Annotated in this window: 21 protein-coding genes and 4 tRNA genes; 11 read left to right on the forward strand and 14 right to left on the reverse strand. The window is 61.9% G+C overall.

Annotated features, from left to right (window positions below; translation table 11 throughout):
* Positions 1 to 155 precede the first annotated feature (155 nt).
* From PAN31108_RS02665 to gudD, 7 genes are all read left to right on the forward strand, one after another.
* Entirely contained in the window at positions 156 to 698 is a 543-nt protein-coding gene (locus PAN31108_RS02665) for a MerR family transcriptional regulator (RefSeq protein WP_150667328.1), read from the forward strand.
* A gap of 30 nt (positions 699 to 728) precedes the next feature.
* Positions 729 to 2333: an MFS transporter gene (locus PAN31108_RS02670; protein WP_150667329.1), complete on the forward strand. Its 1605-nt coding sequence runs from the start codon at positions 729 to 731 to the stop codon at positions 2331 to 2333.
* An 89-nt stretch (positions 2334 to 2422) separates the two neighbouring features.
* A complete protein-coding gene (locus tag PAN31108_RS02675) occupies positions 2423 to 3274 on the forward strand; it encodes a M90 family metallopeptidase (RefSeq protein ID WP_150667437.1) in 852 nt (283 codons plus the stop codon).
* 150 nt (positions 3275 to 3424) lie between these two features.
* The gene (locus tag PAN31108_RS02680) at positions 3425 to 3691 is read left to right on the forward strand and encodes a type B 50S ribosomal protein L31 (protein WP_150667330.1); all 267 of its coding nucleotides are present in this window, start codon (positions 3425 to 3427) and stop codon (positions 3689 to 3691) included.
* Between the two features lie 305 nt (positions 3692 to 3996).
* Positions 3997 to 5727 carry an ArnT family glycosyltransferase gene (locus PAN31108_RS02685; protein ID WP_150667331.1) on the forward strand — a complete coding sequence of 577 codons (1731 nt, stop codon included), beginning with the start codon at positions 3997 to 3999 and terminating at the stop codon, positions 5725 to 5727.
* 38 nt (positions 5728 to 5765) lie between these two features.
* Positions 5766 to 7118: an MATE family efflux transporter gene (locus PAN31108_RS02690; RefSeq protein ID WP_150667332.1), complete on the forward strand. Its 1353-nt coding sequence runs from the start codon at positions 5766 to 5768 to the stop codon at positions 7116 to 7118.
* 253 nt (positions 7119 to 7371) lie between these two features.
* Complete coding sequence (gudD, locus tag PAN31108_RS02695; RefSeq protein ID WP_150667333.1) at positions 7372 to 8700, forward strand: glucarate dehydratase; 1329 nt, start codon at positions 7372 to 7374, stop codon at positions 8698 to 8700.
* Between the two features lie 261 nt (positions 8701 to 8961).
* Here the strand turns inward: gudD and PAN31108_RS02700 are convergent.
* From PAN31108_RS02700 to PAN31108_RS02730, 7 genes are all read right to left on the reverse strand, one after another.
* A tRNA-Asp gene (locus PAN31108_RS02700) sits at positions 8962 to 9038 on the reverse strand.
* 99 nt (positions 9039 to 9137) lie between these two features.
* Positions 9138 to 9214 (reverse strand) — tRNA-Asp (locus PAN31108_RS02705).
* A 98-nt stretch (positions 9215 to 9312) separates the two neighbouring features.
* Positions 9313 to 9388 (reverse strand) — tRNA-Glu (locus PAN31108_RS02710).
* 170 nt (positions 9389 to 9558) lie between these two features.
* Positions 9559 to 9634 (reverse strand) — tRNA-Ala (locus tag PAN31108_RS02715).
* Positions 9635 to 9818: 184 nt separating this feature from the next.
* Positions 9819 to 11975, reverse strand: a complete 2157-nt coding sequence (pnp, locus tag PAN31108_RS02720; RefSeq protein ID WP_150667334.1) for a polyribonucleotide nucleotidyltransferase — start codon at positions 11973 to 11975, stop codon at positions 9819 to 9821.
* A 391-nt stretch (positions 11976 to 12366) separates the two neighbouring features.
* The gene (rpsO, locus tag PAN31108_RS02725; protein ID WP_044456177.1) at positions 12367 to 12636 is read right to left on the reverse strand and encodes a 30S ribosomal protein S15; all 270 of its coding nucleotides are present in this window, start codon (positions 12634 to 12636) and stop codon (positions 12367 to 12369) included.
* Between the two features lie 288 nt (positions 12637 to 12924).
* Complete coding sequence (locus PAN31108_RS02730; RefSeq protein WP_150667335.1) at positions 12925 to 14199, reverse strand: branched-chain amino acid ABC transporter substrate-binding protein; 1275 nt, start codon at positions 14197 to 14199, stop codon at positions 12925 to 12927.
* 176 nt (positions 14200 to 14375) lie between these two features.
* Between PAN31108_RS02730 and PAN31108_RS02735 the strand changes: the two genes are divergently transcribed.
* The 4 genes from PAN31108_RS02735 (at position 14376) to PAN31108_RS02755 (ending at position 16956) form a co-directional block, all read left to right on the forward strand.
* Complete coding sequence (locus tag PAN31108_RS02735) at positions 14376 to 14963, forward strand: hypothetical protein (RefSeq protein ID WP_246183731.1); 588 nt, start codon at positions 14376 to 14378, stop codon at positions 14961 to 14963.
* Positions 14964 to 14980: 17 nt separating this feature from the next.
* On the forward strand, positions 14981 to 15574 hold the full coding sequence (locus PAN31108_RS02740) for a sigma-70 family RNA polymerase sigma factor (protein ID WP_150667336.1): 594 nt from the start codon (positions 14981 to 14983) through the stop codon (positions 15572 to 15574).
* Positions 15575 to 15962: 388 nt separating this feature from the next.
* The gene (locus tag PAN31108_RS02750) at positions 15963 to 16295 is read left to right on the forward strand and encodes a DUF4148 domain-containing protein (RefSeq protein WP_174994813.1); all 333 of its coding nucleotides are present in this window, start codon (positions 15963 to 15965) and stop codon (positions 16293 to 16295) included.
* A gap of 181 nt (positions 16296 to 16476) precedes the next feature.
* Positions 16477 to 16956, forward strand: a complete 480-nt coding sequence (locus tag PAN31108_RS02755; RefSeq protein ID WP_174994814.1) for a DUF417 family protein — start codon at positions 16477 to 16479, stop codon at positions 16954 to 16956.
* A 186-nt stretch (positions 16957 to 17142) separates the two neighbouring features.
* Here PAN31108_RS02755 and PAN31108_RS02760 read toward each other — a convergent pair whose 3' ends face one another.
* The 7 genes from PAN31108_RS02760 to PAN31108_RS02790 all read right to left on the reverse strand — a co-directional run bounded on the left by PAN31108_RS02760 (position 17143) and on the right by PAN31108_RS02790 (position 25378).
* Positions 17143 to 18687 carry a 2-isopropylmalate synthase gene (locus tag PAN31108_RS02760; protein WP_150667340.1) on the reverse strand — a complete coding sequence of 515 codons (1545 nt, stop codon included), beginning with the start codon at positions 18685 to 18687 and terminating at the stop codon, positions 17143 to 17145.
* A 471-nt stretch (positions 18688 to 19158) separates the two neighbouring features.
* Positions 19159 to 19641, reverse strand: coding sequence for a peptidoglycan-binding protein LysM (lysM, locus tag PAN31108_RS02765; protein ID WP_150667341.1), 483 nt, complete (start codon positions 19639 to 19641; stop codon positions 19159 to 19161).
* Positions 19642 to 19837: 196 nt separating this feature from the next.
* Positions 19838 to 20713 (reverse strand): CDP-diacylglycerol--serine O-phosphatidyltransferase, encoded by an 876-nt coding sequence (pssA, locus tag PAN31108_RS02770; RefSeq protein WP_150667342.1) that lies wholly within the window; start codon positions 20711 to 20713, stop codon positions 19838 to 19840.
* A gap of 201 nt (positions 20714 to 20914) precedes the next feature.
* A complete protein-coding gene (locus tag PAN31108_RS02775; protein ID WP_069343128.1) occupies positions 20915 to 21550 on the reverse strand; it encodes a phosphatidylserine decarboxylase in 636 nt (211 codons plus the stop codon).
* Between the two features lie 382 nt (positions 21551 to 21932).
* Positions 21933 to 22949: a ketol-acid reductoisomerase gene (gene ilvC, locus PAN31108_RS02780; protein ID WP_150667343.1), complete on the reverse strand. Its 1017-nt coding sequence runs from the start codon at positions 22947 to 22949 to the stop codon at positions 21933 to 21935.
* Positions 22950 to 23026: 77 nt separating this feature from the next.
* Positions 23027 to 23518 carry an acetolactate synthase small subunit gene (gene ilvN / locus PAN31108_RS02785; protein ID WP_039397629.1) on the reverse strand — a complete coding sequence of 164 codons (492 nt, stop codon included), beginning with the start codon at positions 23516 to 23518 and terminating at the stop codon, positions 23027 to 23029.
* Between the two features lie 90 nt (positions 23519 to 23608).
* Complete coding sequence (locus PAN31108_RS02790; protein ID WP_150667344.1) at positions 23609 to 25378, reverse strand: acetolactate synthase 3 catalytic subunit; 1770 nt, start codon at positions 25376 to 25378, stop codon at positions 23609 to 23611.
* Between the last annotated feature and the right edge of the window lie 242 nt (positions 25379 to 25620).

Genomic DNA, 25620 nt, shown 5'->3' on the forward strand with positions numbered 1-25620 from the left:
TTCGATCGCTCGGCCTTCGGCCCGGCATGCACCGACACCATCACGTCGGCGCGTGTCGGGCCGATTATCTCTGAAGGTCGTCATACCACCCAAACCTATACGTTCACGTATGGGTTGTGCTAACATCCGTCCATCACTTGGCCGGAGGCATGTCCATGCCCGCAGATCTCTCGCCCGCCTCATCCACGTTATTTACGCCCTCCGACGAGGCTTCGCCGGACGACACTGCGTTGCTGACGGTCGGTCAGGCGGCCGCGGCGCTTGGGGTGACGGCCCGCACGCTCAAGTATTACGAGGAACTGGCCCTCGTCGTGCCAGCCCGAAGCGGCGGACATTACCGCATGTACACGCAAGCCGATCTGGCCACGTTCGGCCGCATTCTCCGCATGCGCTCGCTCGGCTTCTCGATCGCGGCGATCACGGAAATGCTCAAGCGTCCGCGCCGAATGGTCGAAGCCGGCAAATCGCGCATGAACGAAGAGGACCTCCAGGTGGTGCGCGAGGCATTGACATCGCAACTCGGCACATTGCGGGCGCGCACCGCGCAGGTGCGACGCGAGTTGCGCGACGCGGAAAAACTCGAAGCCCAGATCGAACACGACCTCCAGTACATCGAGCAACGGCTTCGCGGCGTGCCCGCCGACGAACTCCTGGCCGAGCGCGCGGCGAAAGCGCGCAAGCCGTCGTCGTCACGCTAAGCCCTCTCCGCCACCGATCTCGTCGCGCTCATGACACGCCCCGCCCCGCCGCTCGATGCCGCCGCTGCGCCACCTGCGCAGGCGTCCGGTAGCGCCGGCGGTACCGACCCGCTGCGGCCGATGCGCGTGGAGGCCTATCGCTACGCCCTCGGCCTGATCCCCGGTCTCGAGTTCTTCGAAAATGCGCTGATCGTCTACTTCGCCGTCTACATCTCGGGCGGCGTGGACGCCTCGCCGAAAGAATTCGTCTGGATGACGACGGCCTACGGCATCGCCTCGGTGCTTGCCATTCTCAAACAGCAGTGGTTCGTCGAGCGCATCGGCTACCGCCGCTACCTGACGGCATCGCTGCTGCTGTACGCCTGCGGCGCCATCCTCGCGGGCGCCAGCGAAAGCGTGGCTCAACTTGTGATCGCGCGAGCGTTTCAAGGTTTTTGCGCCGGCAGCTGGATGAGCTCGTGCCGCATTCTCGCGCAAGTCAGCATGCCTGCGGAGCGGCGCGGCAAAACGATTCAGACGTTCGCACTGTTGCTGTTCACCGGCTCCGCCGCCGCACCGCTCATCGGGAGCCTGCTGGTGTCCGGGTACACATGGCGCACGCTGTTTCTGTGTACCGCGCCGCCCGCCGTGCTGCTCGCCGGGCTCGCCTGGTTCTCGGTACCCGACATCGGTCGGCTGCGGGATCGCGTCTCGGGCGGCAGCTACCCGTTCGCGCCATTCATGGCGTTCGCCCTCGCCATGGGCGCTTTTCAGGTGGTGCTTCAGGAGACGCGCTACACACTCTGGCTGCAAACCCCGCTACTGCCGTTACTGACCGTCGTCGGGGTCGGCGCGCTGGTCTGGTTCGGCTACCACCAATGGCAGCACCCCGCGCCGTTCATTCGCCTTCAATCGTTGCGTCGACGCGAGTTCCAGGTCGGTCTGGTCCTTTACGCGGCCTACTACTATCTGGCGAATACGCAGAGCTATCTGATGCCGCGCCTGCTGGAGCAAGGCCTCGGCTTTACCGTCGAGCGAACCGGGCAATTGCTGGGCTATTCGGCATTGCTCACGGTCATTCTGCTGATCGCGTACTTTCGCGTCGCCAAGTTCATCACGAACAAGAAGCTTCTTATCGTGAGCGGTTTTCTGATGACGATCGCCACCAGCGTCTGGCTCGGCGCCATGCCGCCGGACGCGGGCCAGTCGCAGCTTTACGGCGTGCTGGCGCTCAAGGCTGTTTTCGGCATCTTTACCGTGTTGCCCGTGGCGAATCTCACGTTCCGCGCGTTTGACCACGAGAGCTTCGTGCACGGCTACCGGCTAAAGAACATTCTTCGTCAACTCTCGGGCTCGTTCGCCGTTTCGACGATCGTGGCATTCGAACAGCACCGTGAAGCTCTGCACCGCACCCGGCTGACCGAAGTCGCCAACCCATTCAACCCGGTCTTCGTGCAGACGCTGGACACGCTCGCCGACGCCCTGGCTCACGCGGGCATCGCCACGTCGCAGGCGCGCGGCGCCGCGCTCGCGCAGATCGCCCAAATGATCCAGCGGCAGGCCTCGTTTCTCTCGTTCCTCGACGGTTTTCACTTCATTGCCATCGTGGCGCTTTGTGGCGCAACGTTTGCGGCGCTCCAGAAGCAGCTAAATTAGAATCTTCAGGCCATTGCCTTCGCATCGCGGATCATCGCAGGGCAATGCACGAACCCTTTGCCGCAGCGCCCACGCCGGCGCCGTACGCCATGCTAAATATCCTGCTCGCGAGCCTCGGACTCGCACGAAAGGCCACTGCGATCGACGACGACGTCTGGCACGAAGTCGTCAGCACCTTGCCGTTCCTCTCGCGACGCATCCCTGCCGACCTCGAAAAGCTTCGCGCGCTGGCCACCGACTTTCTGGCCAGCAAGCACTTCTCCACCGCGCACGATTTACCGCTGACAGACGCGATGTGCGTCTCGGTCGCCGCGCAGGCATGCCTGCCGATCCTCCATCTGCCGCCCGCCTTATATCGCGGATGGACCGGCATCGTGCTCTATCCGGGCGAGTTTCTGATCCGCAAGACGGTGCAGGACGACGCCGGCGTGGTGCACGATGTCGAGCAGGAAGCGAGCGGCGAGGCGTGGGAAGGCGGGCCTGTGGTGCTGTCCTGGCAGGATGTTCAGGCAAGCGACGTGCTGGCGTACAACGTCGTGATCCATGAGTTCGTGCACAAGATCGACATGGAAGCCGGCGAAGCGGACGGCGTGCCGCCGATGCTCAGGCGCTTTCATGGCGACCTGACGCCTGACGCATGGTGCGACATCTTCGACCCGGCCTACGAGGCGTTCTGCCATCACGTGGCGAACGTTCACGACGCCGACTGGGATGCCTTCGCATCGAGTTCGCTGCTCGATCCGTATGCAACGGAACACGAGTCGGAATTCTTCGCGGTGTGCGCCGAAGCATTCTTCGTAGCGCCCGAGGCCTTCCAACGCGAATACCCGGCCCTGTACACGCTATTTTCCCGCTACTTCCTGCAAGATCCCGCCGCTCAGGTCGGCGCCGCCCCGGACATGGCGGCGGCCCCGACACCCGGGCCTGCCGCAACCCCATGAAAACTTTGCGGAAATCGCTGTTTTCATGGCATAATGCGCGTTTTCCAAATCCGGAAAGTGGTCGACGCGTTTCCCGTCGCAAGACGGCGATAGCGTTAGCGAGCCAGGCGGCCCGCGCAGACTGGCTACCGACTTAACTCAAGGTCCATCATGAAAGAAGGCATTCACCCGAATTACCGCGAAGTCGTGTTCAAGGACATGACCCCGGGCATCGACTTCCAATTCATCAGCCGCTCGACGATCCAGACCAAGGAAACGATCGAGATCGACGGCAAGAGCTACCCGCTCGTGAAGCTGGATACCTCGGCCGCATCGCACAACTTCTACACCGGCGAAACGCGCATCATGGACACGGCTGGCCGCGTCGACAAGTTCCGTCAGAAGTTCGGCAACCGCGCCGGCGGCAAGATCGCCTGAGTTTTACGGCAGATCGCCGCATAACGCGATGCGGGGCCTTGCAGAAGTTTGCAGGTCGTCACATCAGGGGCAACACCCCAACGTTGCGGAAAGTGTTGGAAAGGGGCAGCCAAGGCTGCCCTTTTTTCTTGGTTCTGCCCTGCGCCACATCATCGGTTACTGTCATACTGTCGGCTTTTCCGGTCGTTCCGGGTCGCCTCTCAGGACAGTCCCGGGCATTGCCCCAGGTTTCACCCCGGGCCGCTTCCGGCTCACCTCTTCCGTTTTCCCGATCCGGCAGCCGTGCCGGTCCTGCCGTATTGCCTATGAGACGAGTTCGCATCACTGCCTCCGCCACTAGCGCGCTACCGCGTTCGCTGCTGGTCGCCATTTGCGTCATCTATGTGCTTGCGGGGTTGTTCGGTCGCGATCCCTGGAAAAACGAAGACGCTGCCGGCTTCGGCATCATGTGGACGATGGCCCACGGTCATCTGTCCGACTGGTTGCTGCCGAATATTGCGGGCAAGCCCATTTACGATAACGGCCCGCTCGTCTCATGGCTCGGTGCGCTCGCCATCCGCGCGTTCTCGTGGCTAGACGCCCCCGACGCCGCCCGCATCGTCACCGGCCTGTGCTTCTACATCACCTGCACGTTCATCTGGTACGGCACCTATCTGCTCGGTCGCCGACCGGAGGTACAACCGTTCAAATACGCCTTCGGCGGCGAACCCGAGCCGCGCGATTACGGCCGCACGCTCGCAGACGGCGCGTTGCTGATTCTGCTGGCCTGCTTCGGCCTGGCAGAACGGGGGCACGAAACGACGGCGACGGTCGGGCAACTCACGCTCATCTCGATGGCCATTTACGGTCTCGTGCGCAGCCTGGACAAGCCGCGTCAGGGTGCGGTGTGGTTCGGTCTCGCCCTTGGCGGCATGGCGCTCGCGTCGTCGCCGCTGATGACGCTCTCGCTATGGATCGCGGGCATCGTGGCCGCGGCGGTATGTCGCGCCCTGCCGCTGCGGATGCTGTTGCTGGTCTCCACGCCGATCACGCTGCTCCTCGCCTTCACATGGCCGTTAGCCGCGCTCAAGTTCGCCGACGGCGCACGTCGGTGGTTGGGCGAATGGGCCGATATCGGCGTCGACACTTTCAGCGGCCCTACCCTCGCCTCGCTGAGCTATATCGTCAAGAATCTGGCGCTGTTCGCCTGGCCCGCGTGGCCGCTCGCCGCGTGGTCGCTGTATTCGTGGCGAGGCATGCGCCGCGCGCCGCACATCGCGATCTCACTGGTCTTTGCGATTGCCCTGCTCGTCCTGATCGTGCTGCAAGCGCATCAGGGCAACCAGCTCTTCATGCTGGTGCTGCCTGCGCTCTCGATCATTGCCGCCTTCGGTCTGCCGACACTCAAGCGTGGCACGGTCAACGCCATCGACTGGTTTGCCGTGTTGTCGTTTACCGTGCTGGCGGGCTTCGTCTGGATCGTCTGGCTCGCCGGCATCACCGGCTTCCCGGCGTCGACGGCACGCAACCTGCGACGCCTGGTCCCCGGCTTTGCGCCGGAATTCAGCTGGATCACGCTGATCAGCGCACTGCTCGTGACGGGCGCCTGGGTCGCGCTCGTGGCCTGGCGCGTGTCTCGCAGCCCGAAAGTGTTGTGGCGCAGCGTGGTGCTGTCGTCCGGCGGCACGACTCTGATGTGGGTCCTGCTCATGACACTCTGGCTGCCCGTCGTGAACTACGGCAGAACGTATCGCGACGTGGCGGCACAGATCTCGGCGCATCTGCCTGCCGATTACACCTGCATCCGTACCGCCCGCGTGGGTGACGCGCAGCTCGCGTCGTTCGCCTATTTCGGCAACATGCGTTTCGGTTCGGCAGACGACGATTGCGATGTGTTGCTGCGTCAGGACTCTCAGGACTACAGCGAACCGCTCTCGCTTGCACCGTACGAATGGCGTCAGCTCTGGGAAGGCCGCCGCGCGGCCGACCGCGACGAACGCTTCCGTCTCTACGTCCTGCAAGAGCGCCCGTGGCGCCGCGCCGCGCGGCCGCGCTGATCGGCCGCCCGCCCCCGCCACGCTCAAACGCGTCAACCATGTGGCACGACATCAAACGCATTGCCGCACTGGCGTGGCCGGTGCTGATCGGCCAGTTGGCGGTCATCGCCTTTGGGGTGATGGACACGGCGATGGTCGGCCGCGCCTCCGCGTTCGACCTCGCATCGCTCGCGCTCGGCGGCTCGATTTACATCACGGTCTACGTCGGGCTGATGGGGATTCTCGTCGCGCTCTCGCCCATCGCCGCGCAGCTTTACGGGGCGGGGGAGCGCACCGCCATCGGCGAGGAAGTCCGTCAGACCTTCTGGCTTGCCCTGTTCCTGGCGGTACCGGGATTTCTGGTGCTGTCGCACCCGCAATTCATCCTGAAACTTTCGCAGGCAACGCCCGCGCTGGAAGCCCGCGCGAGCGCTTACCTGCACATTCTCGCTTACGGCCTGCCGGCCGCCATGCTGTTTCGTGTGTATTCGTCGCTGTCGACCGCCGTCGCGCAGCCGCGCATCGTCATGGCCATCCAACTGACCGGACTGGCGCTCAAAGTGCCGCTGAATCTCGCGCTGATCTACGGTGTCGAGCGGATGGGCGTTCCTGCGCTCGGCAGCACGGGATGCGCCATCGCCACCACCGCCATTAACTGGGTGTCTTGCGGGCTTGGACTCACCCTCATGGCGCGCCATCCGAAGCTGCGCGAGTTCGGCGTCTTCACAAGGTTCTGCTGGCCTAAGTGGCCGGCCATTCGGGCGCTGCTGAAGCTCGGTGTGCCGATGGGGCTGAGCTACCTCATCGAAGTGACGGCATATTCGTTCATGGCGATCTTCATCGCCCGCCTGGGGGATGTGACGCTCGCCGGCCACCAGATCGCCGCGAACCTTGGCGCCCTGATGTACATGCTGCCAATGTCGATCGGCATCGCAACCGCCACCCTTACGGCTCAAGCCATCGGCTCGCGTGATCTCAAGGCGGCGCAACGGGTGGGACGACGTGGTGTCGAGCTTGCCGGCACGCTGGGATTGGCGATGGCCGCACTCATGTGGCTCTGCCGCGCGCTGGTGCTGGCGGCCTACACGTCAGACCCACTGGTCGCCGCCGTCACCACACCGCTGCTCGCCATCGTCGCCGTTTATCATATCTTCGATGCGCTGCAAGTCAACGCCGTCTTCGTCCTGCGCGCCTGGAAGGTGGCTGTCGTGCCGACGGTCATCTACGCGTTGTCGCTGTGGGGCGTCGGCCTCGGAGGCGGGTATGTGCTGGGCTTTGATGTCGGCGGCATTTCGCCCGGATGGTTGCACGGCGCGACGGGTTTCTGGGCGGCCAATAGCGCGAGCGTTGCCGTCGCGGCGGTTGGCCTGCTGATCTACCTGCGGTGGGTAGTGCGCACGAAAACGCGGTGACGTCGGCAGGCGTGCGTCGCTCGGCGGATTTCACTGCCCCAACCGTTGTACGATGACACCAAGACCCAGTTCATCCCATCGACGCTGGCACACGCCGCTCCTGCTTAACTAGCACTTACCGCCTTCCCGAGCGAAAACGGGTATACCCGCAAAGGCAACCTTCGGAACTTTCCATAAAATGTTGTCTGACGACATACAACAAATCGTATGTCGCATCACTTCATTCCCTTTGGTCTGATCACCGTTCCCTGCCATGAGCCGAACCCCCATCGTCACTGAATTGCGCGTTGTTCCCGTTGCCGGCCGCGACAGCATGCTGCTCAATCTAAGCGGCGCTCACGGCCCGTTCTTCACACGCAACCTGGTCATTCTTCAGGACAGCGCCGGGCATACCGGCGTTGGCGAAGTCCCCGGCGGAGAATCGATTCGCAAGACATTGGAAGACGCGCGTCCTTACGTCGTTGGACAGTCGGTCGCCAATATTCAGGCAATTCTCGGTCAGACGCGCCGCGTCTTCGCCGATCGCGACGCTGGCGGACGCGGCCTGCAAACGTTCGATTTGCGTACGACGATTCACGCGGTCACCGCACTCGAAGCGGCCCTTCTCGATTTGCTCGGCCAACATCTCGAAGTCCCCGTGGCCGCCCTGCTCGGCGAAGGACAGCAACGCAGTGAAGTCGCCATGCTCGGCTATCTGTTCTTCATCGGTGATCGCCACGCGACCGATCTCGCCTACGCAGGCAACGAGGGCGCCAGCGACGACTGGGAACGCGTTCGTACCGAAGTCGCCATGACGCCCGATGCCGTCGTCCGGCTGGCCGAAGCAGCACACGCGCGATACGGGTTCCAGGACTTCAAACTTAAAGGTGGCGTACTCGAAGGCGATGCCGAGATCGAGGCCGTGACAGCGCTCGCCAGGCGCTTCCCGCAAGCCCGCGTCACACTCGACCCGAATGGCGCGTGGTCGCTGGCCGAAGCCGTGCGCCTGTGCCGCGACAAACACGACGTTCTCGCATACGCAGAAGACCCATGCGGCGCAGAAAACGGTTATTCGGGGCGCGAAGTCATGGCCGAATTCCGCCGCGCAACGGGCTTGCCGACCGCAACGAACATGATCGCGACGGATTGGCGTCAGATGGGGCACGCCATCCAGCTTCAGTCAGTGGATATTCCGCTGGCGGACCCGCATTTCTGGACGATGCAGGGCTCGGTGCGAGTCGCGCAAATGTGTCACGAATGGGGACTGACGTGGGGGTCGCACTCGAACAATCACTTCGACGTCTCGCTCGCGATGTTCACGCATGTGGCCGCAGCGGCGCCGGGCAAGATCACCGCCATCGACACGCACTGGATTTGGCAGGACGGCCAGTACCTCACGCAACATCCGCTGCGCATCGTGGACGGGAACGTAAAGGTGCCGACAACGCCCGGGCTCGGCGTCACTCTGGATATGCAAGCCGTCGAGGCCGCCCATGCCCTTTACCTTGAACATGGGCTCGGTGCGCGAGATGACGGCGTGGCGATGCAGTATCTCGTTCCCAACTGGAAATTCGATCCGAAGCTCCCCTGTCTCGTGCGCTGATGTGTGAGCCTTCAGGGCGTCTTCACGTCAAAAACGAAGCGCCCTGTCACACCCAAGTCGCAATGCGCGTGATTGACGGATTTTTCGGAAATCGCGCGAAAATGCCGCACGCGTTGTTGAGACCGAATCACCGGCATGAAAACCTGGATGAGCACCCCGGAAAAGCCCCGTTGCAGGACTTCCCCACCCGGACGCCACGCTCAGAAATGAGGCGATTGAAATAAAAAAAGCCCAGGCGGTTAAGCCTGGGCTTTCTTCGTTTGGCGGAGCGGACGGGGCTCGAACCCGCGACCCCCGGCGTGACAGGCCGGTATTCTAACCAACTGAACTACCGCTCCAAACTTGCGACAGCATCGTGATGTCACTCACTTTGCTTTCCTGCTAATTGTCCGGCATTGCTGCGTTTTCACGCGCATATCACCGAACTTCGTAGGTTTTGGCGGAGCGGACGGGGCTCGAACCCGCGACCCCCGGCGTGACAGGCCGGTATTCTAACCAACTGAACTACCGCTCCAAAACCGACAAAAAAACCCGCCTAACTTTCAGCGGGCTTTACGCCACTAACTGCTTGGCATTTTCAAACTGATACCGACTCGCTACCGATACCAATTCTGGCGTCCCCTAGGGGATTCGAACCCCTGTACTCACCGTGAAAGGGTGATGTCCTAGGCCTCTAGACGAAGGGGACAAAATCGTCAAAACTTTGTCTGTTTCGCTAACTGCTTACTGCATTTCGCGAAGAACGCCATTCTAAACAACATTTCTTCGCTTGTGAAGCTTTATTTTCAAGTTTTTTGCATCTTTTTCGCAAGAATCTTGCTCTTTCGACGCAGCCTGAAAACCAAGCTTCTGAATCCGTGGTGGAGGTAAGCGGGATCGAACCGCTGACCTCTTGCATGCCATGCAAGCGCTCTCCCAGCTGAGCTATACCCCCCGAACAGAGAAATGAGATTCTAATGACAAACCCATTTCCTGTAAATACCCTGCTCGCATTTTTTCCGCATTATTTTGCGAATCCGTGCGAAAGATGAAAAAACGGCGACTCACCGGAGTCGCCGCTTTGCTTTCGGCCGGGGCAGCGCATCCGCACGCCGCCCTGCGCCAGGTCGATACCCCGCTTACTGGGCGTCGCCTTCACGCTTCACGAGGAGCGGACCACCCTGCTTCTCTTCTTCGGTCAGCGCCTTGTGCGACAGGCGCAGACGGCCCTTGTCGTCTTGCTGGATCACCTTCACGCGTACGGCCTGACCTTCCTTGACGTACTCGTTGATGTCCTTGATACGCTCGTTGGCGATTTCCGAGATGTGCAGCAGACCGTCCTTACCCGGCAGCACCGAGACGATCGCGCCGAATTCGAGCAGCTTGAGCACGGTGCCGTCGTAGACCTGGCCCACTTCGACTTCCACGGTGATCAGCTCGATACGGCGCTTCGCTTCGGCAATGCCTTCGGCGCTCGGGCTGGCAATCGTGACCACGCCGTCGTCCGAAATGTCGATGCTCGTGCCGGTCTCTTCCGTGAGTGCGCGGATCACCGAGCCGCCCTTGCCGATCACGTCGCGGATCTTTTCCGGATTGATCTTGATGGTGACCATGCGCGGCGCGAATTCCGACAACTCGGTGCGAACGCCCGATTGCGCTTCCGTCATCTTGCCGAGGATGTGCAGACGGCCTTCCTTGGCTTGCGCCAGCGCGACCTGCATGATTTCCTTCGTGATGCCCTGGATCTTGATGTCCATCTGGAGCGCGGTCACGCCGTTCGACGTACCGGCCACCTTGAAGTCCATGTCGCCCAGGTGATCTTCGTCGCCGAGAATGTCGGTCAGCACGGCAAACTTGTTGCCTTCGAGGATCAGACCCATGGCGATACCGGCGACCGGCGAGGTCATCGGCACACCGGCGTCCATCATGGCGAGGCTGCCGCCGCAGACCGAAGCCATCGACGACGAACCGTTCGATTCGGTAATTTCCGACACGACACGCACGGTGTAACCGAAGTCGTCGGCGCTCGGCAGGCAAGCGACCAGCGCGCGCTTGGCCAGACGGCCGTGACCGATTTCACGGCGCTTGGGCGAACCCACGCGGCCGGTTTCCCCGGTCGAGAACGGCGGGAAGTTGTAATGCAGCATGAAGCGATCGCGGTACTCGCCTTGCAGCGCGTCGATGATCTGCTCGTCGCTCTTGGTGCCCAGCGTGGCCACCACGAGCGCCTGCGTCTCACCACGCGTGAACAGCGCCGAGCCGTGGGCACGCGGCAGCACGCCGGTGCGGATCGTGATCGGACGCACGGTGCGCGTGTCGCGGCCGTCGATACGCGGCTCGCCAGCCAGAATCTGGCTACGCACGATCTTGGCTTCCAGATCGAACAGGATGTTGCCGACTTCGATCTCGTCCGGTGCAGCTTCGCCCTTGGCGGCCGCGGCTTCGCCAAGCTTGGCGATGACGTCGGTGCTTACGGTGCGCAGTTGTTGCGTACGTGCTTGCTTTTCACGCGTCTGATAAGCCGCGCGCAGCGCGCCTTCGGCCAGCTCGCTCACCTGCGCGATCAGGGCGTCGTTCTTGGCGGCGGGCGCCCAGTCCCACTCCGGCTTGCCGCCGTCGCGCACGAGGTCGTGAATCGCGTTGATCGCCGTTTGCATTTGTTCGTGACCGAACACCACGGCGCCCAGCATCACGTCTTCCGGCAGCTCTTGCGCTTCCGATTCCACCATCAACACGGCTTGTTCCGTACCGGCGACGACCAGGTCGAGCTTCGACTTGGCGATCTGCTCACGCGACGGGTTGAGCACGTACTGGCTGTCGACGTAGGCGACGCGTGCAGCGCCGACCGGGCCGTTGAACGGCAGACCCGAGATCGCCAGCGCAGCCGATGCGCCGATCAGGGCCGGAATGTCGGCCGGCACTTCCGGGTTCAGCGAGACGACCTGCACCACGACCTGGACTTCGTTGTAGAAGCCTTCCGGGAACAGCGGGCGAATCGGACGGTCGATCAGGCGCGACGTGAGCGTTTCGTTTTCCGACGGACGGCCTTCGCGCTTGAAGAAGCCACCCGGGATCTTGCCGGCGGCGTAAGTCTTTTCCAGATAGTCGACGGTCAGCGGGAAGAAATCCTGGCCAGCCTTGGCCTTCTTCGCGCCTACGACCGTGGCGAGCACGACGGTATCGTCCATGTCGACGAGCACAGCGCCGGATGCCTGGCGAGCAATCTCACCGGTCTCCATGCGAACCGTTTTTTGTCCCCATTGGAAAGACTTGACGACTTTATTGAACATTTGCACTCCTATATCGAATCGCGCGAATGCAGCAGCGGCGCGATATCGCTGCCGGGGTGATCCCGACGCCTCACAGGGGGGAGTGTTATGCCATTCCAGCGTAGTCCGGTGCTCAGTGCGAACGCTTGCGCTGAGACGACCCTGGAATGACACAAGCCCTGCTTGCCGACGAGGCCCCGTAAACGGGTAATTTAGCGGCGAATTCCGTTGGAAATTCATCGAGGATCCGATGAATGCTCCGGCGAGTCGCCCGCTCACCGCGACTGGCACGGGAACCGGGTATCGCCGCCGGATCGACGACCTGAAAATCCACTCAGACCAACGATCGGGTACCGCCCAAAAACAAAATGCCTGCATCAGCACGCTGATACAGGCATCTCGTCGTAATCGTAATCGCTTACTTACGCAGGCCCAGCTTCTCGATCAGGGCGCGGTAGCGATCTGCATCCTTGCCCTTGAGGTAGTCGAGCAGCTTACGACGACGGCTCACCATGCGCAGCAGACCGCGGCGGCTGTGGTGATCCTTCATGTGCGCCTTGAAGTGCGGGGTCAGTTCGTTGATGCGCGTGGTCAGCAGCGCAACCTGAACTTCGGGCGAGCCGGTGTCATTTGCGGCGCGGGCGAATTGCGCCACGACTTCCGACTTCTTGATATCTGCGTTCGACATTTTCTTTCCTTTGGATACACGCGGTCACGGAAGAATGGCCGTGCCGTGAACTTACAAAAACATGTACGTTGCCGTACATAAACAAAACTGCAAGTGCGCGATTATACGGGAAGTAGCATTACCTCGCCACTTTTTTCCACGCTGTGCCGCAACAGGCGGGGCGCGAAAGCCGATTTGGGACGCCAAATCCGGGAAACCCGGGGAACAATCCCGTCAAAACTTCCGCATTATCCCGAAATTCACCACTAATCGACGCCAAAAACGCCCGCAAAGCGCCGCCGCGCGTCATTACCGCTGACGCGCCATCCGGCACGTGCTCGGCAGCGCGACCTTGTTCGCCGGCAGTTCCATGACCGTCCGGAAACCGTAGCCCGAGCCTTCGTTATCGAACTTCACGCCCGGCTCGCCCCCACGGCGCATCACCGAAACGTACAGCGGTTCGATCATCTGGTGATCGTTCGCACGCATCCACGCATCGGCCGGCGCCTCGCGAACGCGACGGTTTTCGAGCGCGCGCGCCACCGTCGTCACATCGGTCGTGCCCGCCTGTTCGAGCGCGGCGGCGATCATGTCGATCATTACGCTCATGCGCAACAGCGGATAGTCGTCGCGCGCCTCGGGGTAGCGTGCCCGGAATGCCTTGTAATAGGCATCCGACGCCTCGCCGCCCACATTCGGATGCCACTCGGCCACCGCGTAGACTCGCCCGACGCCGGCATCGCCCAGCGCCGCCGGCGCCCCCAGCGCGTTGCCGTAGAACGTGTAGAACTTGAGCTCCATGCCTTGCTCGCGCGCCGCCTTGACGAGCAACGTCAGATCGTTGCCCCAACTGCCCGTGACCACCGTATCGGCCCCGGACGCCCGGATGCGCGCCAGATACGGCGTGAAGTCTTTCACACGCCCCACCGGGCTGAACTGCTCGCCCACGATCTGCACATCGGGACGCTTCGCCCCGATCATCTGACGCGCCAGCCCTGCAACCTGACGCCCGAAGCTGTAGTCCTGATTGAGCAGATAGACCTTCTGAATGCTGTCGTCCAGCTTGATCGCCTCGGTGAGCGCCTGCATGCGCATGGCAGCATTCGCGTCGAACGCAAAATGCCAGAAGCTGCACTGCTCGTTGGTGAGCGCGGTATCGACGGCCGAGTAGTTGAAGAACAGCATGCGCTGTCCCGGCTCACGCGCATTGCGTTTGTTCACGGCGTCGATCAGCGCCGACGCCACCGCCGAACTATTGCCCTGAAGCACAAACGGGATACCGAGGTCGCCGGCCGCCTTGAGTTGAACGAGGCTGTCCTCGACCGCGCCTTTGCTGTCGAATACCGTCAGTTCGAGCGGATGCGCGCCATCGCGCAACTTCACCCCACCCCGCGCATTCACACGATCGATGGCGAACCGAAGATTGCGCTCCACCATCGCCCCGGCGTTGCCGAACGGCCCGCTCATTCCCTCGATAAGGGCGAGACGAATCGGTGGCGCGGCATTCGCGACGCTGACAGCGGCCAGCAGGCCGAAAGTGCAAACAACGGCACAGATACGCGAAAGCAAGACTTGAGATTTCATCGAGGCCTCTAGGACTGTCCCGGCGCGAATCATAACTTCCACGCCAGCCCCGGGCAAGCCGCGCTACCCCACGATGCGGAACAAGGGCGGTATCCTAGTCCGATGCCACCGGCACCCGATCGCCACACAATCGTCGCACTGCTTTTGGGTTATTCCCCACGAACATGAGGGCCACCATGACGTATCGTACTCACACCCGTTTTGCTACTTTTCAAGCGTCGACGCTAGACCAACCGGATGGGAAACGGCGGACTTACGCGGGCGCTCCGGCACGCTGGCTGATTGCGGGCGCGCTGACGCTTTCGCTGAGCGCGTGTTACACGCCTGCCTGGCAGACACTGCCGCCCATGGCGTCGCAAGCCGACGTTCAGGCGCAGCTCGGCAAGCCCAGGGAGGTCTACCCGTTGGCACCGGGGGTCACGCGCTGGCTGTATCCGACCAAGCCGTTCGGCGAGGAAACGATTGCCGCCGACTTCGATGCGCAAGGCCGCTTGCTGGGCACGACCCAAGTCCTGTCCACACAGGAGTTCAACAAGGTCGAGATCGACAAGTGGACGAAAACGGACGTGTTGCATCACTTTGGCGAACCCGTCGAGACATCGGCTTTTCCGCGGATGAACCGCGAAGTCTGGACGTATCGCTTCAAGCAGGACGACGTGTGGTTTTCGATGATGAACTTCTACTTCGACCCGGAAGGCATCGTCAAAACCACGCAAATCAGCCCCGATCCGCTGCACGAGAAACGGGATAACAATTTGTTCTGACAATAGGAGAGCGCCCTATTCCTGCGAATTCGCCGCTGGACCCCACCTACCTCGCCCATTTGCGTCGCGATCTTTTGCGTTTCGCCAGGCTGCAATTGCGCGACGACCATCTGGCCGAAGACGCCGTTCAGGATGCCCTGACGGCTGCCTGCCAGCCGTCGAACGAGTTCTCGGGGCGCGCTCAGCACAAGACATGGGTATTCGCGATTCTGCGAAACAAGCTTATCGACATCATGCGGGCGCGACGTCGCACGATCAACGCCTCGGCGCTCGAGGGCGACACCGAGGACGACTCCGTGTTCGACCGCGAACTCTTCGACGACGGCGGACACTGGACGAACCATGCACGGCCTCGTCCGTGGCCTCGCCCGGATACGCTTCTCGCCCGGCAACAGTTCTGGCAATTGTTCGACGGATGCCTGAACGCATTGCCCGCGTCCATCGGACGCGTGTTCGCCATGCGCGAACTGCTCGAAATGGACATTGCCGAAATCTGCGAAGAACTCGGCCTGGAAGCCAACCATTGCAGCGTGCTGCTTTACCGGGCTCGCACCCGCTTGCGCACCTGCCTGTCTGCCAAGGGCCTGGAGACCGACGATGCTTTTGGGTAAATGCACAACGATGACGCGACTGGCCTCCGACAGACTCGATCGACTGCTGACGCGACGCGAAAGCGTGCGCGTTCGCGTCCATATGATGTGTTGCTGCGGATGTCGGACCTATGCGTCGCAACTCTCGGCGCTACGTTTTGCGTCGCGCGTCGCATCCGGGCAAACCGACATCGACACCTCACCGGCGCACGACTAAAAAAATTTTCGCAGCCCTGTCATATCCGGCATCTCCAAACGACTAAACGGTGCGATCGGTAGCGATCGGTAGCGATCGGTAGCGATCGGTATCGATCGGTAGCGATCGGTAGCGAACGGAAGCAAACGGAAGCGAACGCCCCCCCCCCGATCGGATCCATTCTGTTCTCATGCACCTTTGGAGATGCCAACCATGAAGACGTCCATTCTCGCCACCACGACCGCCATCCTCCTCGCCGCCTCGAGCGTTGCCATGGCGGCCCCGCAGACCGGAAAGACGCGCGCGGAAGTTCGCGCCGAACTCAAGGCGCTGCAAGACGCAGGTTACACCGCGGCCGGCGACAGCACGCGCTATCCGGCGAACCTGCAAAAGGCGCAGGCCAAGCTGGCGAAGTCGTCGATGGAACGCTCGCAGCCCGCTACGGGCGTTGCCACGGGGGACGCCATGTCGTCCATGCCCGCCGCGTCGATGCCGCCGGCCTATCGCGATAAATCGCGCTTCGACGCCACGTTCCGCGGCCAATAAGCCACCGCGCGCCCACACCGTCGCCGACGATCGCCAACCCGCGAGCCGCGCACACCAGCTCGGTCGCGGGTGACGCGCTCACGCGATGTGTGCTCCATGCGCCATAAGCCCCGCCCCGTGTCGCCGGGATGCCAGTCCCGGCGACCGGCCCCCAACGCCTCTGCCCGGAGGACCGCCACCCATGCAACCGTTTCAGGCGTCATGCCCGACCTGCCTGCGCCTTGAGCGCCTGGCATATCAGTTTGCACTTTACAGCGTCGTGGTCATCTTCATCGGATACGGCGCCTACAAATTCACGGCATACGAGGCTGCCGCCATCTTCCCGCTGGTCAGCAGCCATCCGTTGCTAAGTTGGCTATATCGGATTGTCAGCACGCAGGGCGTTTCCAACCTCATCGGGGTTTTCGAGTTGGCGGCAGCGCTGGCAATGGCCTATCCCCGCAATTGGCGGGTGCGTGTCGCAGGCAGCCTCGGCGTGGCACTAACGCTTGTCGTCACCTTATCCTTCATCGTGACGACGCCCAATTTCGGTGGAAGTGCATTCGGTTTTCTGATCAAGGATCTCTCGCTGCTGGGCATCGCGCTGTTCGTCGCGGCGCATACGCTCGTGAAGGGTCACGAGCAAAGCCTTCACGGCCCGCGTCATCCCGCAGCGCAATAATGAAAAGCGCCCGCCCCTGCGATCAGGGAGCGGGCGCTTTGTCTGCCAGTGCCGGGGCGCGACGTCGTCGCAGACAACGATCCCAGGGTGACGCGTCGATCCGACGATCGGCGCAGCAGTCTGCCGAATTCGTCGATATCCGTCGATATCTGTCGATATGCGCCGAAATCTATCGCCCCCTGCGCCTTACGGCGTGAGCTGCGGGTTCAGCTTCTCGGCCTTCGAGTAAAGCTTGTTGAGCGCCGACAGATACGCCTTCGCCGATGCCGCGACGATGTCCGGATCGGTGCCCACGCCGTTCACGATGCGACCGGCCTTCGACAGACGCACCGTCACTTCTCCCTGCGATTGCGTACCGGTCGTGATGGCGTTGACCGAGTACAACAACTGCTCCGCACCGCTTTGCACCTGTGACTCGATGGCATTGAGCACGGCGTCGACCGGACCGTTGCCGTCCGACTCGCCGACCAGCTCCTTACCCTGCGCCGTGAACACGACACGCGCGCTCGGGCGCTCGCCGGTCTCGGAGTGCTGCGCCATCGACACGAGGTAGAAGTGCTCGCCGCCTTCCGCCTGCGCTTCGTTCGAGACGATCGCGAGAATGTCTTCGTCAAAGATCTCGGCCTTCTGATCCGCGAGTTCCTTGAAGCGGGCGAACGCAGCATTCACGTCCTGCTCCGACGCCATCTCGATGCCCAGTTCCTGCAACCGCTGCTTGAACGCGTTACGGCCCGAGAGCTTGCCCAGCACGATCTTGTTCGCGGTCCAGCCCACATCTTCCGCGCGCATGATTTCATAGGTGTCGCGCGCTTTGAGCACCCCGTCCTGGTGAATGCCGGACGCATGCGCAAAAGCGTTCGCACCCACGACGGCCTTGTTCGGCTGGACGGTGAAACCGGTGATTTGCGAGACAAGCTTCGAGGCAGGCACGATCTGCGTCGTATCGATGCCCAGATCCAGACCGAAGTAGTCTTTGCGGGTTTTGAGCGCCATCACGACTTCTTCGAGCGACGTGTTGCCTGCACGCTCGCCAAGACCGTTGATCGTGCACTCGATCTGACGCGCACCGCCCAGTTGCACACCCGCGAGCGAGTTCGCCACGGCCATGCCGAGATCGTTGTGGCAGTGCACCGACCAGACGGCCTTGTCCGAGTTAGGTACGCGCTCGCGCAGCGTACGCACCAGTTGGCCGTAGAGTTCCGGCACGCCGTAGCCGACCGTGTCCGCCACGTTGATGGTCGTCGCGCCTTCATCGATCACGGCTTCGAGCACGCGGCACAGGAAATCCAGGTCCGAGCGGCTGCCGTCTTCCGGCGAAAACTCGATGTTGTCCGTGAACTGACGCGCGTAGCGCACTGCGAGCTTGGCTTGCTCGAACACCTGATCCGGCGTCATGCGCAGCTTCTTCTCCATGTGCAGCGGCGACGTGGCGATGAAGGTGTGGATCCGCGAGGAATTCGCTGCCTTGAGCGCCTCGGCGGCACGGGCGATATCACGGTCGTTGGCGCGGGCCAGCGAGCACACGGTGCTGTCCTTGACGATGCCCGCGATAGCCTGAATCGCCTCGAAGTCGCCGTTCGAGCTGGCCGCGAAGCCGGCCTCGATCACGTCCACGCGCAAGCGCTCCAGTTGACGGGCAATGCGAATCTTCTCGTCGCGTGTCATCGACGCGCCCGGCGACTGCTCACCATCGCGCAGGGTCGTATCGAAAATGATCAGCTTGTCGGCCATGATTTGCTCCTGTGGGGATCTCGTAGGGTTGGGTCTTGATGTCTGGCGGCGGCGCCAGCGCGAGCCAAATCGCGCGCGGCCGTCCGGGGCGGCAACTACCGGGAGGGAATCAGCGCGCGACGCGCGCAGGCATGGCCGGCCCGAAGGCGGAGAAACGGCATGGCGTTGGCGTTGCGTGAGGAAGGCCCGGAGCCGGGATGGCGCCTGAAATCATGAGCGCCAATATAGTCGCAATCGGGGGTTTTCGCAACGCGCACACCGGCGCAAAGGCCCGTACAGACGGGCCTTTGCGGCAACCGGGCGAAGCTCGGCGACGCCCCCGCCTCCCCCATCCAAAAACGAAACAGCCCGGCGTTGAGCCGGGCTGAAGATCACCGAAGCGCCTTGCACTGCCATCGATGCAGAACGAAATCGCCGGCGCGGCAGGCGGCGTACGCAAGCGCAACAACGCCCCGCCCACCGACCTGACGATCAGCGCGGCGGAATCCGCAACACCTGCCCCGGGTAAATCTTGTCCGGGCTGGAGAGCATCGGTTTGTTGGCTTCGAAGATGGCGTTGTACTTGTTGGCGTCGCCGTACTGCGCCTTCGAGATCGCCGAGAGCGTATCGCCCGACTTGACCGTGTAGTAGGTCGCTTCGGCGGAGGGTGTCGAGACGGACATCTGATCGTTCACCGTCGCGACGCCCTTGACGTTACCGCAACACAGTAGAATCTTCTCCTTGGTGGCCTGATCCGGCGCCACCCCATACGCCGTGGCGGTCCGTGTCGCACCGTCGAACTCGACATTGAGCGCCGTTGCACTCAAGCCTTGCGTAGCGATGTAGTTCTGAATCGCCTCACCCGCCGCACGATTGGCGGCGTCTGCGTCAGTGCCCGGGGGCGGCGGTTCGGCCGCATGCGCCTTGCCGAACAACGCTTCACCCGCGTCTTTCACGAAGTCCATAATGCCCATGATTTCTCCTTCGTCACATTGACCTACGGAAACGGCGCCGGGTCGGGCGCAAAGATTGTCGCGCGATCCGGGCCACAGGGGGTACTTCGATGCCACCATCGTCAAGCGTAGAACATTCCGATGGCGTAATACCTGACAACTCTGACAGGTAGATGTGACAAGGGGCGTATTCACACGCCCCTTGTCATGACTGGCTTTACTCGTCGACCTCACCGAAGATACGCTGCCGACGGCCCTTCAGGAAGCGGAAGGCCCACAGCACATAGCCCGAAATGCTGTAGAGGCAGAACATGCCGAAAAGCACGAGCGGCGGGTCGGACGACACCAGAATGAAGCCGACCATGAACAGCAGCACCACGCCGAACGACACCCGCTGACGGACATCGAGCGCCTTGCCGCTGTAAAACGGCGCGTTCGAGACCATGGACATCCCGGCGTAAATCGTCAGGCAGAAGGCGACCCAGGGCATCCAGAACACGTTGACCGGCAACTTGTTGTCGATGGTGATCCAGACGAAGCCCGCAATGAGCGCCGCCGCCGCCGGACTGGCAAGTCCCTGGAAGAAGCGCTTGTCGACTACGCCGATGTTCGTGTTGAAGCGGGCGAGGCGCAGCGCGGCGCCGGCCACGTACACGAACGCCGCAAGCCATCCCCATTTGCCGATTTCGTGAAGAATCCACTCGTACATCACCAGCGCCGGCGCCACGCCGAACGAGGTCATGTCGGACAGCGAATCGTACTGCTCGCCGAAAGCGCTCTGCGTGTTGGTCATGCGGGCAACACGCCCGTCCATGCCATCGAGCACCATTGCGAAAAAGATGGCAATGGCGGCTTGCTCGAAGCGATCGTTCATCGCCTGAACGATGGCGAAGAAGCCGCAGAACAGCGCGGCGGTCGTGAATGCGTTGGGCAGCAGATAGATGCCGCGATTGCGCGGGCGCACCGGCAGGTCGTCCTCCACACCCTGATCGTGGTCTTCGTTCATCGATGGCTCTGATGGATTTTTGTGACGGCCGAACGGCGAGAGATGCCTGACATTGTTGCGCAAGCGGCCGCGATGGTTTTCCGGCATCTGTAACTCCTTGACGATGCTAGGGTCGGTTCACTGACCCCAAAACTGCGGGCGAACCCGCGACGGATCACCGCTATTGGAACGCGAAAAGCGAAAGCAGTTGCAGACCGCATCGTCACGACATGACGCCACCGCGACGATCAGGCGACGTGCGACCCCGTGTCGCGCCGCCGCCAGCGGCCCTGATGCGGTACATACGGCTTACAGCTCGGCGAGAATCGTCGACGTAGCCGATACCTTGTCGCCGATGGCCACACGCGGACGCGAGCCAAGCGGCAGGTACACGTCGACACGCGAACCGAAGCGGATGAAGCCGTAGCGCTGGCCGCGCGACAAACGGTCGCCCGCCTTCACGTAGCACAGAATGCGGCGTGCAATCAGACCGGCGACCTGCACGCTCGTCACGATCTGACCGCCGACATCGATCACCAGCGCATTGCGCTCGTTCTCAAGCGACGCCTTGTCCAGATCGGCATTGAAGAAGCGGCCTGGGAAATATTCCACTTTGGTCACCGTGCCGTCAACCGGCGCACGGTTCGAGTGGACGTTGAAGACGTTCATGAACACGCTGATCTTCAGTGCCTCACGGCCCGCATAGGGATCCTGCGTGGTTTCGATAGCCACGATGCGACCGTCTGCCGGAGAGAGCACGGCGCCGGCCTGCTGCGGCACTTCACGCGGCGGGTCGCGGAAGAACTGCAATACGAACAGGGCGATCACCCAGAACGGCGCGGCCCAAAACACGCCAGCCATAAAATGCACGACGAGCGCGACGGCGACGGCGATACCCAGAAAAGGCCAGCCCTCTCGGGCGATGATCGGGTGAGGATAATTCATGCGATTGAACTCGCGTCCTTGGTAAAACGGTTGAGTGAGCGGGTCGACCTGCTTCGGGCCAAACCGTGACGTGGCGGCATTGTAGCAATGCGCGCGACATGGCGGCACTTTTTCCCCAATCGACACGTTCGCGTCACATTCGCGGGGCGGGCCAAATTCGGTGACAACGACGCGCAAACCCCGTTGAGTCGAAACGAAAAAGGCCGTCCGCCTTGCCATAGCGGGTGGCTACGGCAAAACGGACGGCCCGGCGCAACGGGTCACGCACAGTCGGGCTCGATGTCACCGTGCCCCTTCCTGCCCGCTACCGTCTGCCACCGGCGCGCGCCCCCCCCCGAAAACTCCCGGAGGCCTGCGCCGAGCGGCACGTCATGCTTGCTGCTTAGTTCTTCGACTGGTCGACCAGCTTGTTCTTGGCGATCCACGGCATCATTGCGCGCAGCTTGCCGCCCACTTGCTCGATCTGGTGCTCGGCCGTGATACGACGACGCGAGATCAGGGTCGGGGCACCGGCCTTGTTTTCCAGGATGAACGACTTGGCGTACTCGCCGGTCTGGATGTCGGTCAGGCACTGCTTCATGGCCTTCTTCGTCTCTTCGGTCACGACGCGCGGGCCCGTGACGTACTCGCCGTACTCGGCGTTGTTCGAGATCGAGTAGTTCATGTTGGCGATACCGCCTTCATAGATCAGATCGACGATCAGCTTCAGTTCGTGCAGGCACTCGAAGTAGGCCATTTCCGGCGCGTAACCGGCTTCGACCAGCGTTTCGAAACCGGCCTTGATCAGCTCGACCGTACCGCCGCACAGCACGGCTTGTTCGCCGAACAGGTCGGTTTCCGTTTCTTCACGGAAGTTGGTCTCGATGATACCGGCACGGCCACCGCCGTTAGCGGCAGCGTACGACAACGCGATGTCGCGAGCGGCACCCGACTTGTCCTGTGCAACGGCGATCAGGTGCGGCACGCCGCCACCTTGCGAGTACGTCGAGCGCACCGTGTGGCCCGGCGCCTTCGGGGCGATCATGATGACGTCGAGGTCGGCGCGCGGGATCACGCAGCCGTAGTGCACGTTGAAGCCGTGCGCGAATGCGAGCGCTGCGCCTTCCTTGATGTTGCCGTGCACTTCGTTCTTGTACACGTCGGCGATTTGCTCGTCCGGCAGCAGCATCATGACGATGTCGGCCGACTTCACGGCTTCCGCCACTTCCTTGGTGTTCAGGCCGGCGTTGACCGCCTTGTTCCAGGAAGCGCCATTCTTGCGCAGACCGACCGTCACGTTCACGCCGCTGTCCTTGAGGTTCAGTGCGTGCGCATGGCCTTGCGAGCCGTAACCGATGATCGTGACTTCCTTACCCTTGATGAGGGAGAGGTCGGCGTCTTTGTCGTAGAAAACTTTCATTTCGAGTGTCCCGTATTACCAAAAATAAACTGCAATCAGAATGGATTGAAATCCGCTTACCGCGTTGTCGTTGCCGGTCAGACCTTCAGAATGCGCTCGCCGCGCCCGATGCCCGAGCCACCGGTACGAACCGTCTCGAGAATCGCCGTCTGGTCAAGCCCTTCGATAAATGCGTCGAGTTTCGACGAATTGCCGGTGAGCTCAATCGTATAGGTCTTTTCCGTAACGTCAATGATGCGGCCGCGGAAAATATCCGACATCCGCTTCATCTCCTCTCGCTCCTTGCCCACCGCACGAACCTTGATCAGCATCAGTTCGCGCTCGATGTGAGCCCCCTCGGTCAGGTCGACCACCTTGACCACCTCGATGAGCCGGTTCAGGTGCTTCGTGATCTGTTCGATGACGTCGTCGGAGCCCGTCGTGACCACCGTCATGCGTGAGAGCGACCGATCTTCGGTTGGCGCAACGGTGAGTGTCTCGATATTGTAGCCACGCGCCGAAAACAGCCCGACCACGCGCGACAGCGCGCCCGGCTCGTTTTCGAGCAAAACAGAAATAATGTGCCTCATGGTGTATCCCGGATTGTCCTGGTTTGGGACGTCGCGCCCGTGCCCCGGCAATGCCGACGGCAACCGACAGCGCAAACGCGCCTCGTCGTCTTACAGATCTTCCGAACCGAGCAGCATCTCGCTGATGCCCTTGCCCGCCTGAACCATCGGCCAGACGTTTTCGGTGGGATCCGTTTGGAAATCCATGAATACCGTACGATCCTTAAGGGCCAGCGCTTCGCGCAGTGCCGGCTCGACGTCCGACGACTTCTCGATGCGCATCCCCACGTGACCGTACGCCTCGGCAAGCTTCACGAAGTCCGGCAGCGCATCCATGTACGAACTGGAGTAGCGCTTGCTGTACTCGATCTGCTGCCACTGGCGAACCATGCCCAGATAGCGATTATTCAGCGACAGAATCTTGACCGGCGTACGATATTGCAGGCAAGTCGAGAGTTCCTGAATGCACATCTGGATTGAGCCTTCTCCCGTAATACAGGCGACTTCTGCATCCGGGTGCGCCATCTTCACGCCCATTGCCGCAGGCAGACCGAAGCCCATCGTTCCCAGCCCGCCCGAGTTGATCCAGCGGCGAGGCTTGTTGAAGCGGTAGTACTGAGCGGCCCACATCTGATGCTGACCGACGTCCGAGCACACGAATGCTTCGCCGTCCGTAAGTTTCCAGTATGTCTCGACCACGTGTTGCGGCTTGATGATTTCGCTCTGGCGATCGAAAGCGAGGCAATCGCGCGAACGCCACTGCTCGATCTGCTTCCACCAATCGGCCAGCGCCGCCGCGTCCGGACCGTGGTCGGCCGTTTGCAGATTTTCGATTATCTCGCGCAGCACTTCCTTCACGTCGCCGACGATCGGGATGTCGACCTTCACACGCTTCGAGATCGACGACGGGTCGATGTCGATGTGGATGATCTTGCGAGCGGTCGAGGAGAAATGCTCCGGGTTGCCGATCACACGGTCGTCGAAACGCGCGCCGATGGCGATGAGCACGTCGCAATGCTGCATGGCCATGTTGGCTTCGTACGTGCCATGCATGCCCAGCATGCCGAGGAACTTGGGATCGCTCGCGCGATACCCGCCCAGGCCCATGAGCGTATTGGTCACCGGATAGCCGAGCAGATCGCAGAACTGGTTCAGTTCCTTCGATGCATCGGCCAGGATGATGCCGCCGCCCGTATAGATATAGGGACGCTTGGCCGAGAGCAGCAGGCTCATGGCCTTGCGGATCTGGCCCGAATGGCCCTTCGTCACCGGGTTGTACGAGCGCAACGCCACCGACTTCGGATACTCGAAGCGGCAACGCGCCTTGGAGACGTCCTTCGGAATGTCGACCAGCACCGGCCCGGGACGGCCCGTCTTCGCGATGTAAAAGGCTTTCTTGATCGTGGCGGCGAGATCGCGCACATCCTTCACCAGGAAGTTGTGCTTCACGCAGGGGCGCGTGATACCGACCGTGTCGCACTCCTGGAAGGCGTCCTGGCCGATGGCGGCCGTGGGCACCTGTCCGGTGATGATGACGAGCGGGATCGAATCCATGTACGCCGTGGCAATGCCGGTGACCGCATTGGTCACGCCGGGGCCAGACGTCACGAGGCACACGCCGACTTTGTCGGTGGAACGCGAATAAGCGTCGGCCGCATGCACGGCTGCCTGCTCATGGCGCACCAGAATGTGCTGGATCTTGTCCTGCTTGTAGAGTTCGTCGTAGATGTAGAGAACCGAACCGCCGGGATAACCCCACAGATGTTCGACTCCCTCTTCCTGAAGCGAGCGCACGAGGATCTCGGCGCCGATCATGTCTTCAGAAGTATTTTGGTGGCGTGTAGCTTCCGCCTCGGAGAATTCCGCGCTTGGCATGTTCATCGTCGACCTTTCAAAGTTTCGGCAAAAATTTTGATCGGGTGCTCTCCCCGCGAACTTGTGGTCCGGGCTCAAGCTGCGCGTCTGAATGATGGACACACCGGATAGGCGTGCCGATATTGAGACAATCACAGATATTGCGAACTGGCAACATTACTGGTTCGCAGCAAAATGGTCAAGCGAGTTTATGCATTTGCAGCATGATCGCGAAGTTCGCTTCGCAAATTTCCCACACTGTTCGGTGC

The sequence above is a fragment of the Pandoraea anhela genome (assembly GCF_902459655.1).
GTDB lineage: Bacteria > Pseudomonadota > Gammaproteobacteria > Burkholderiales > Burkholderiaceae > Pandoraea > Pandoraea anhela.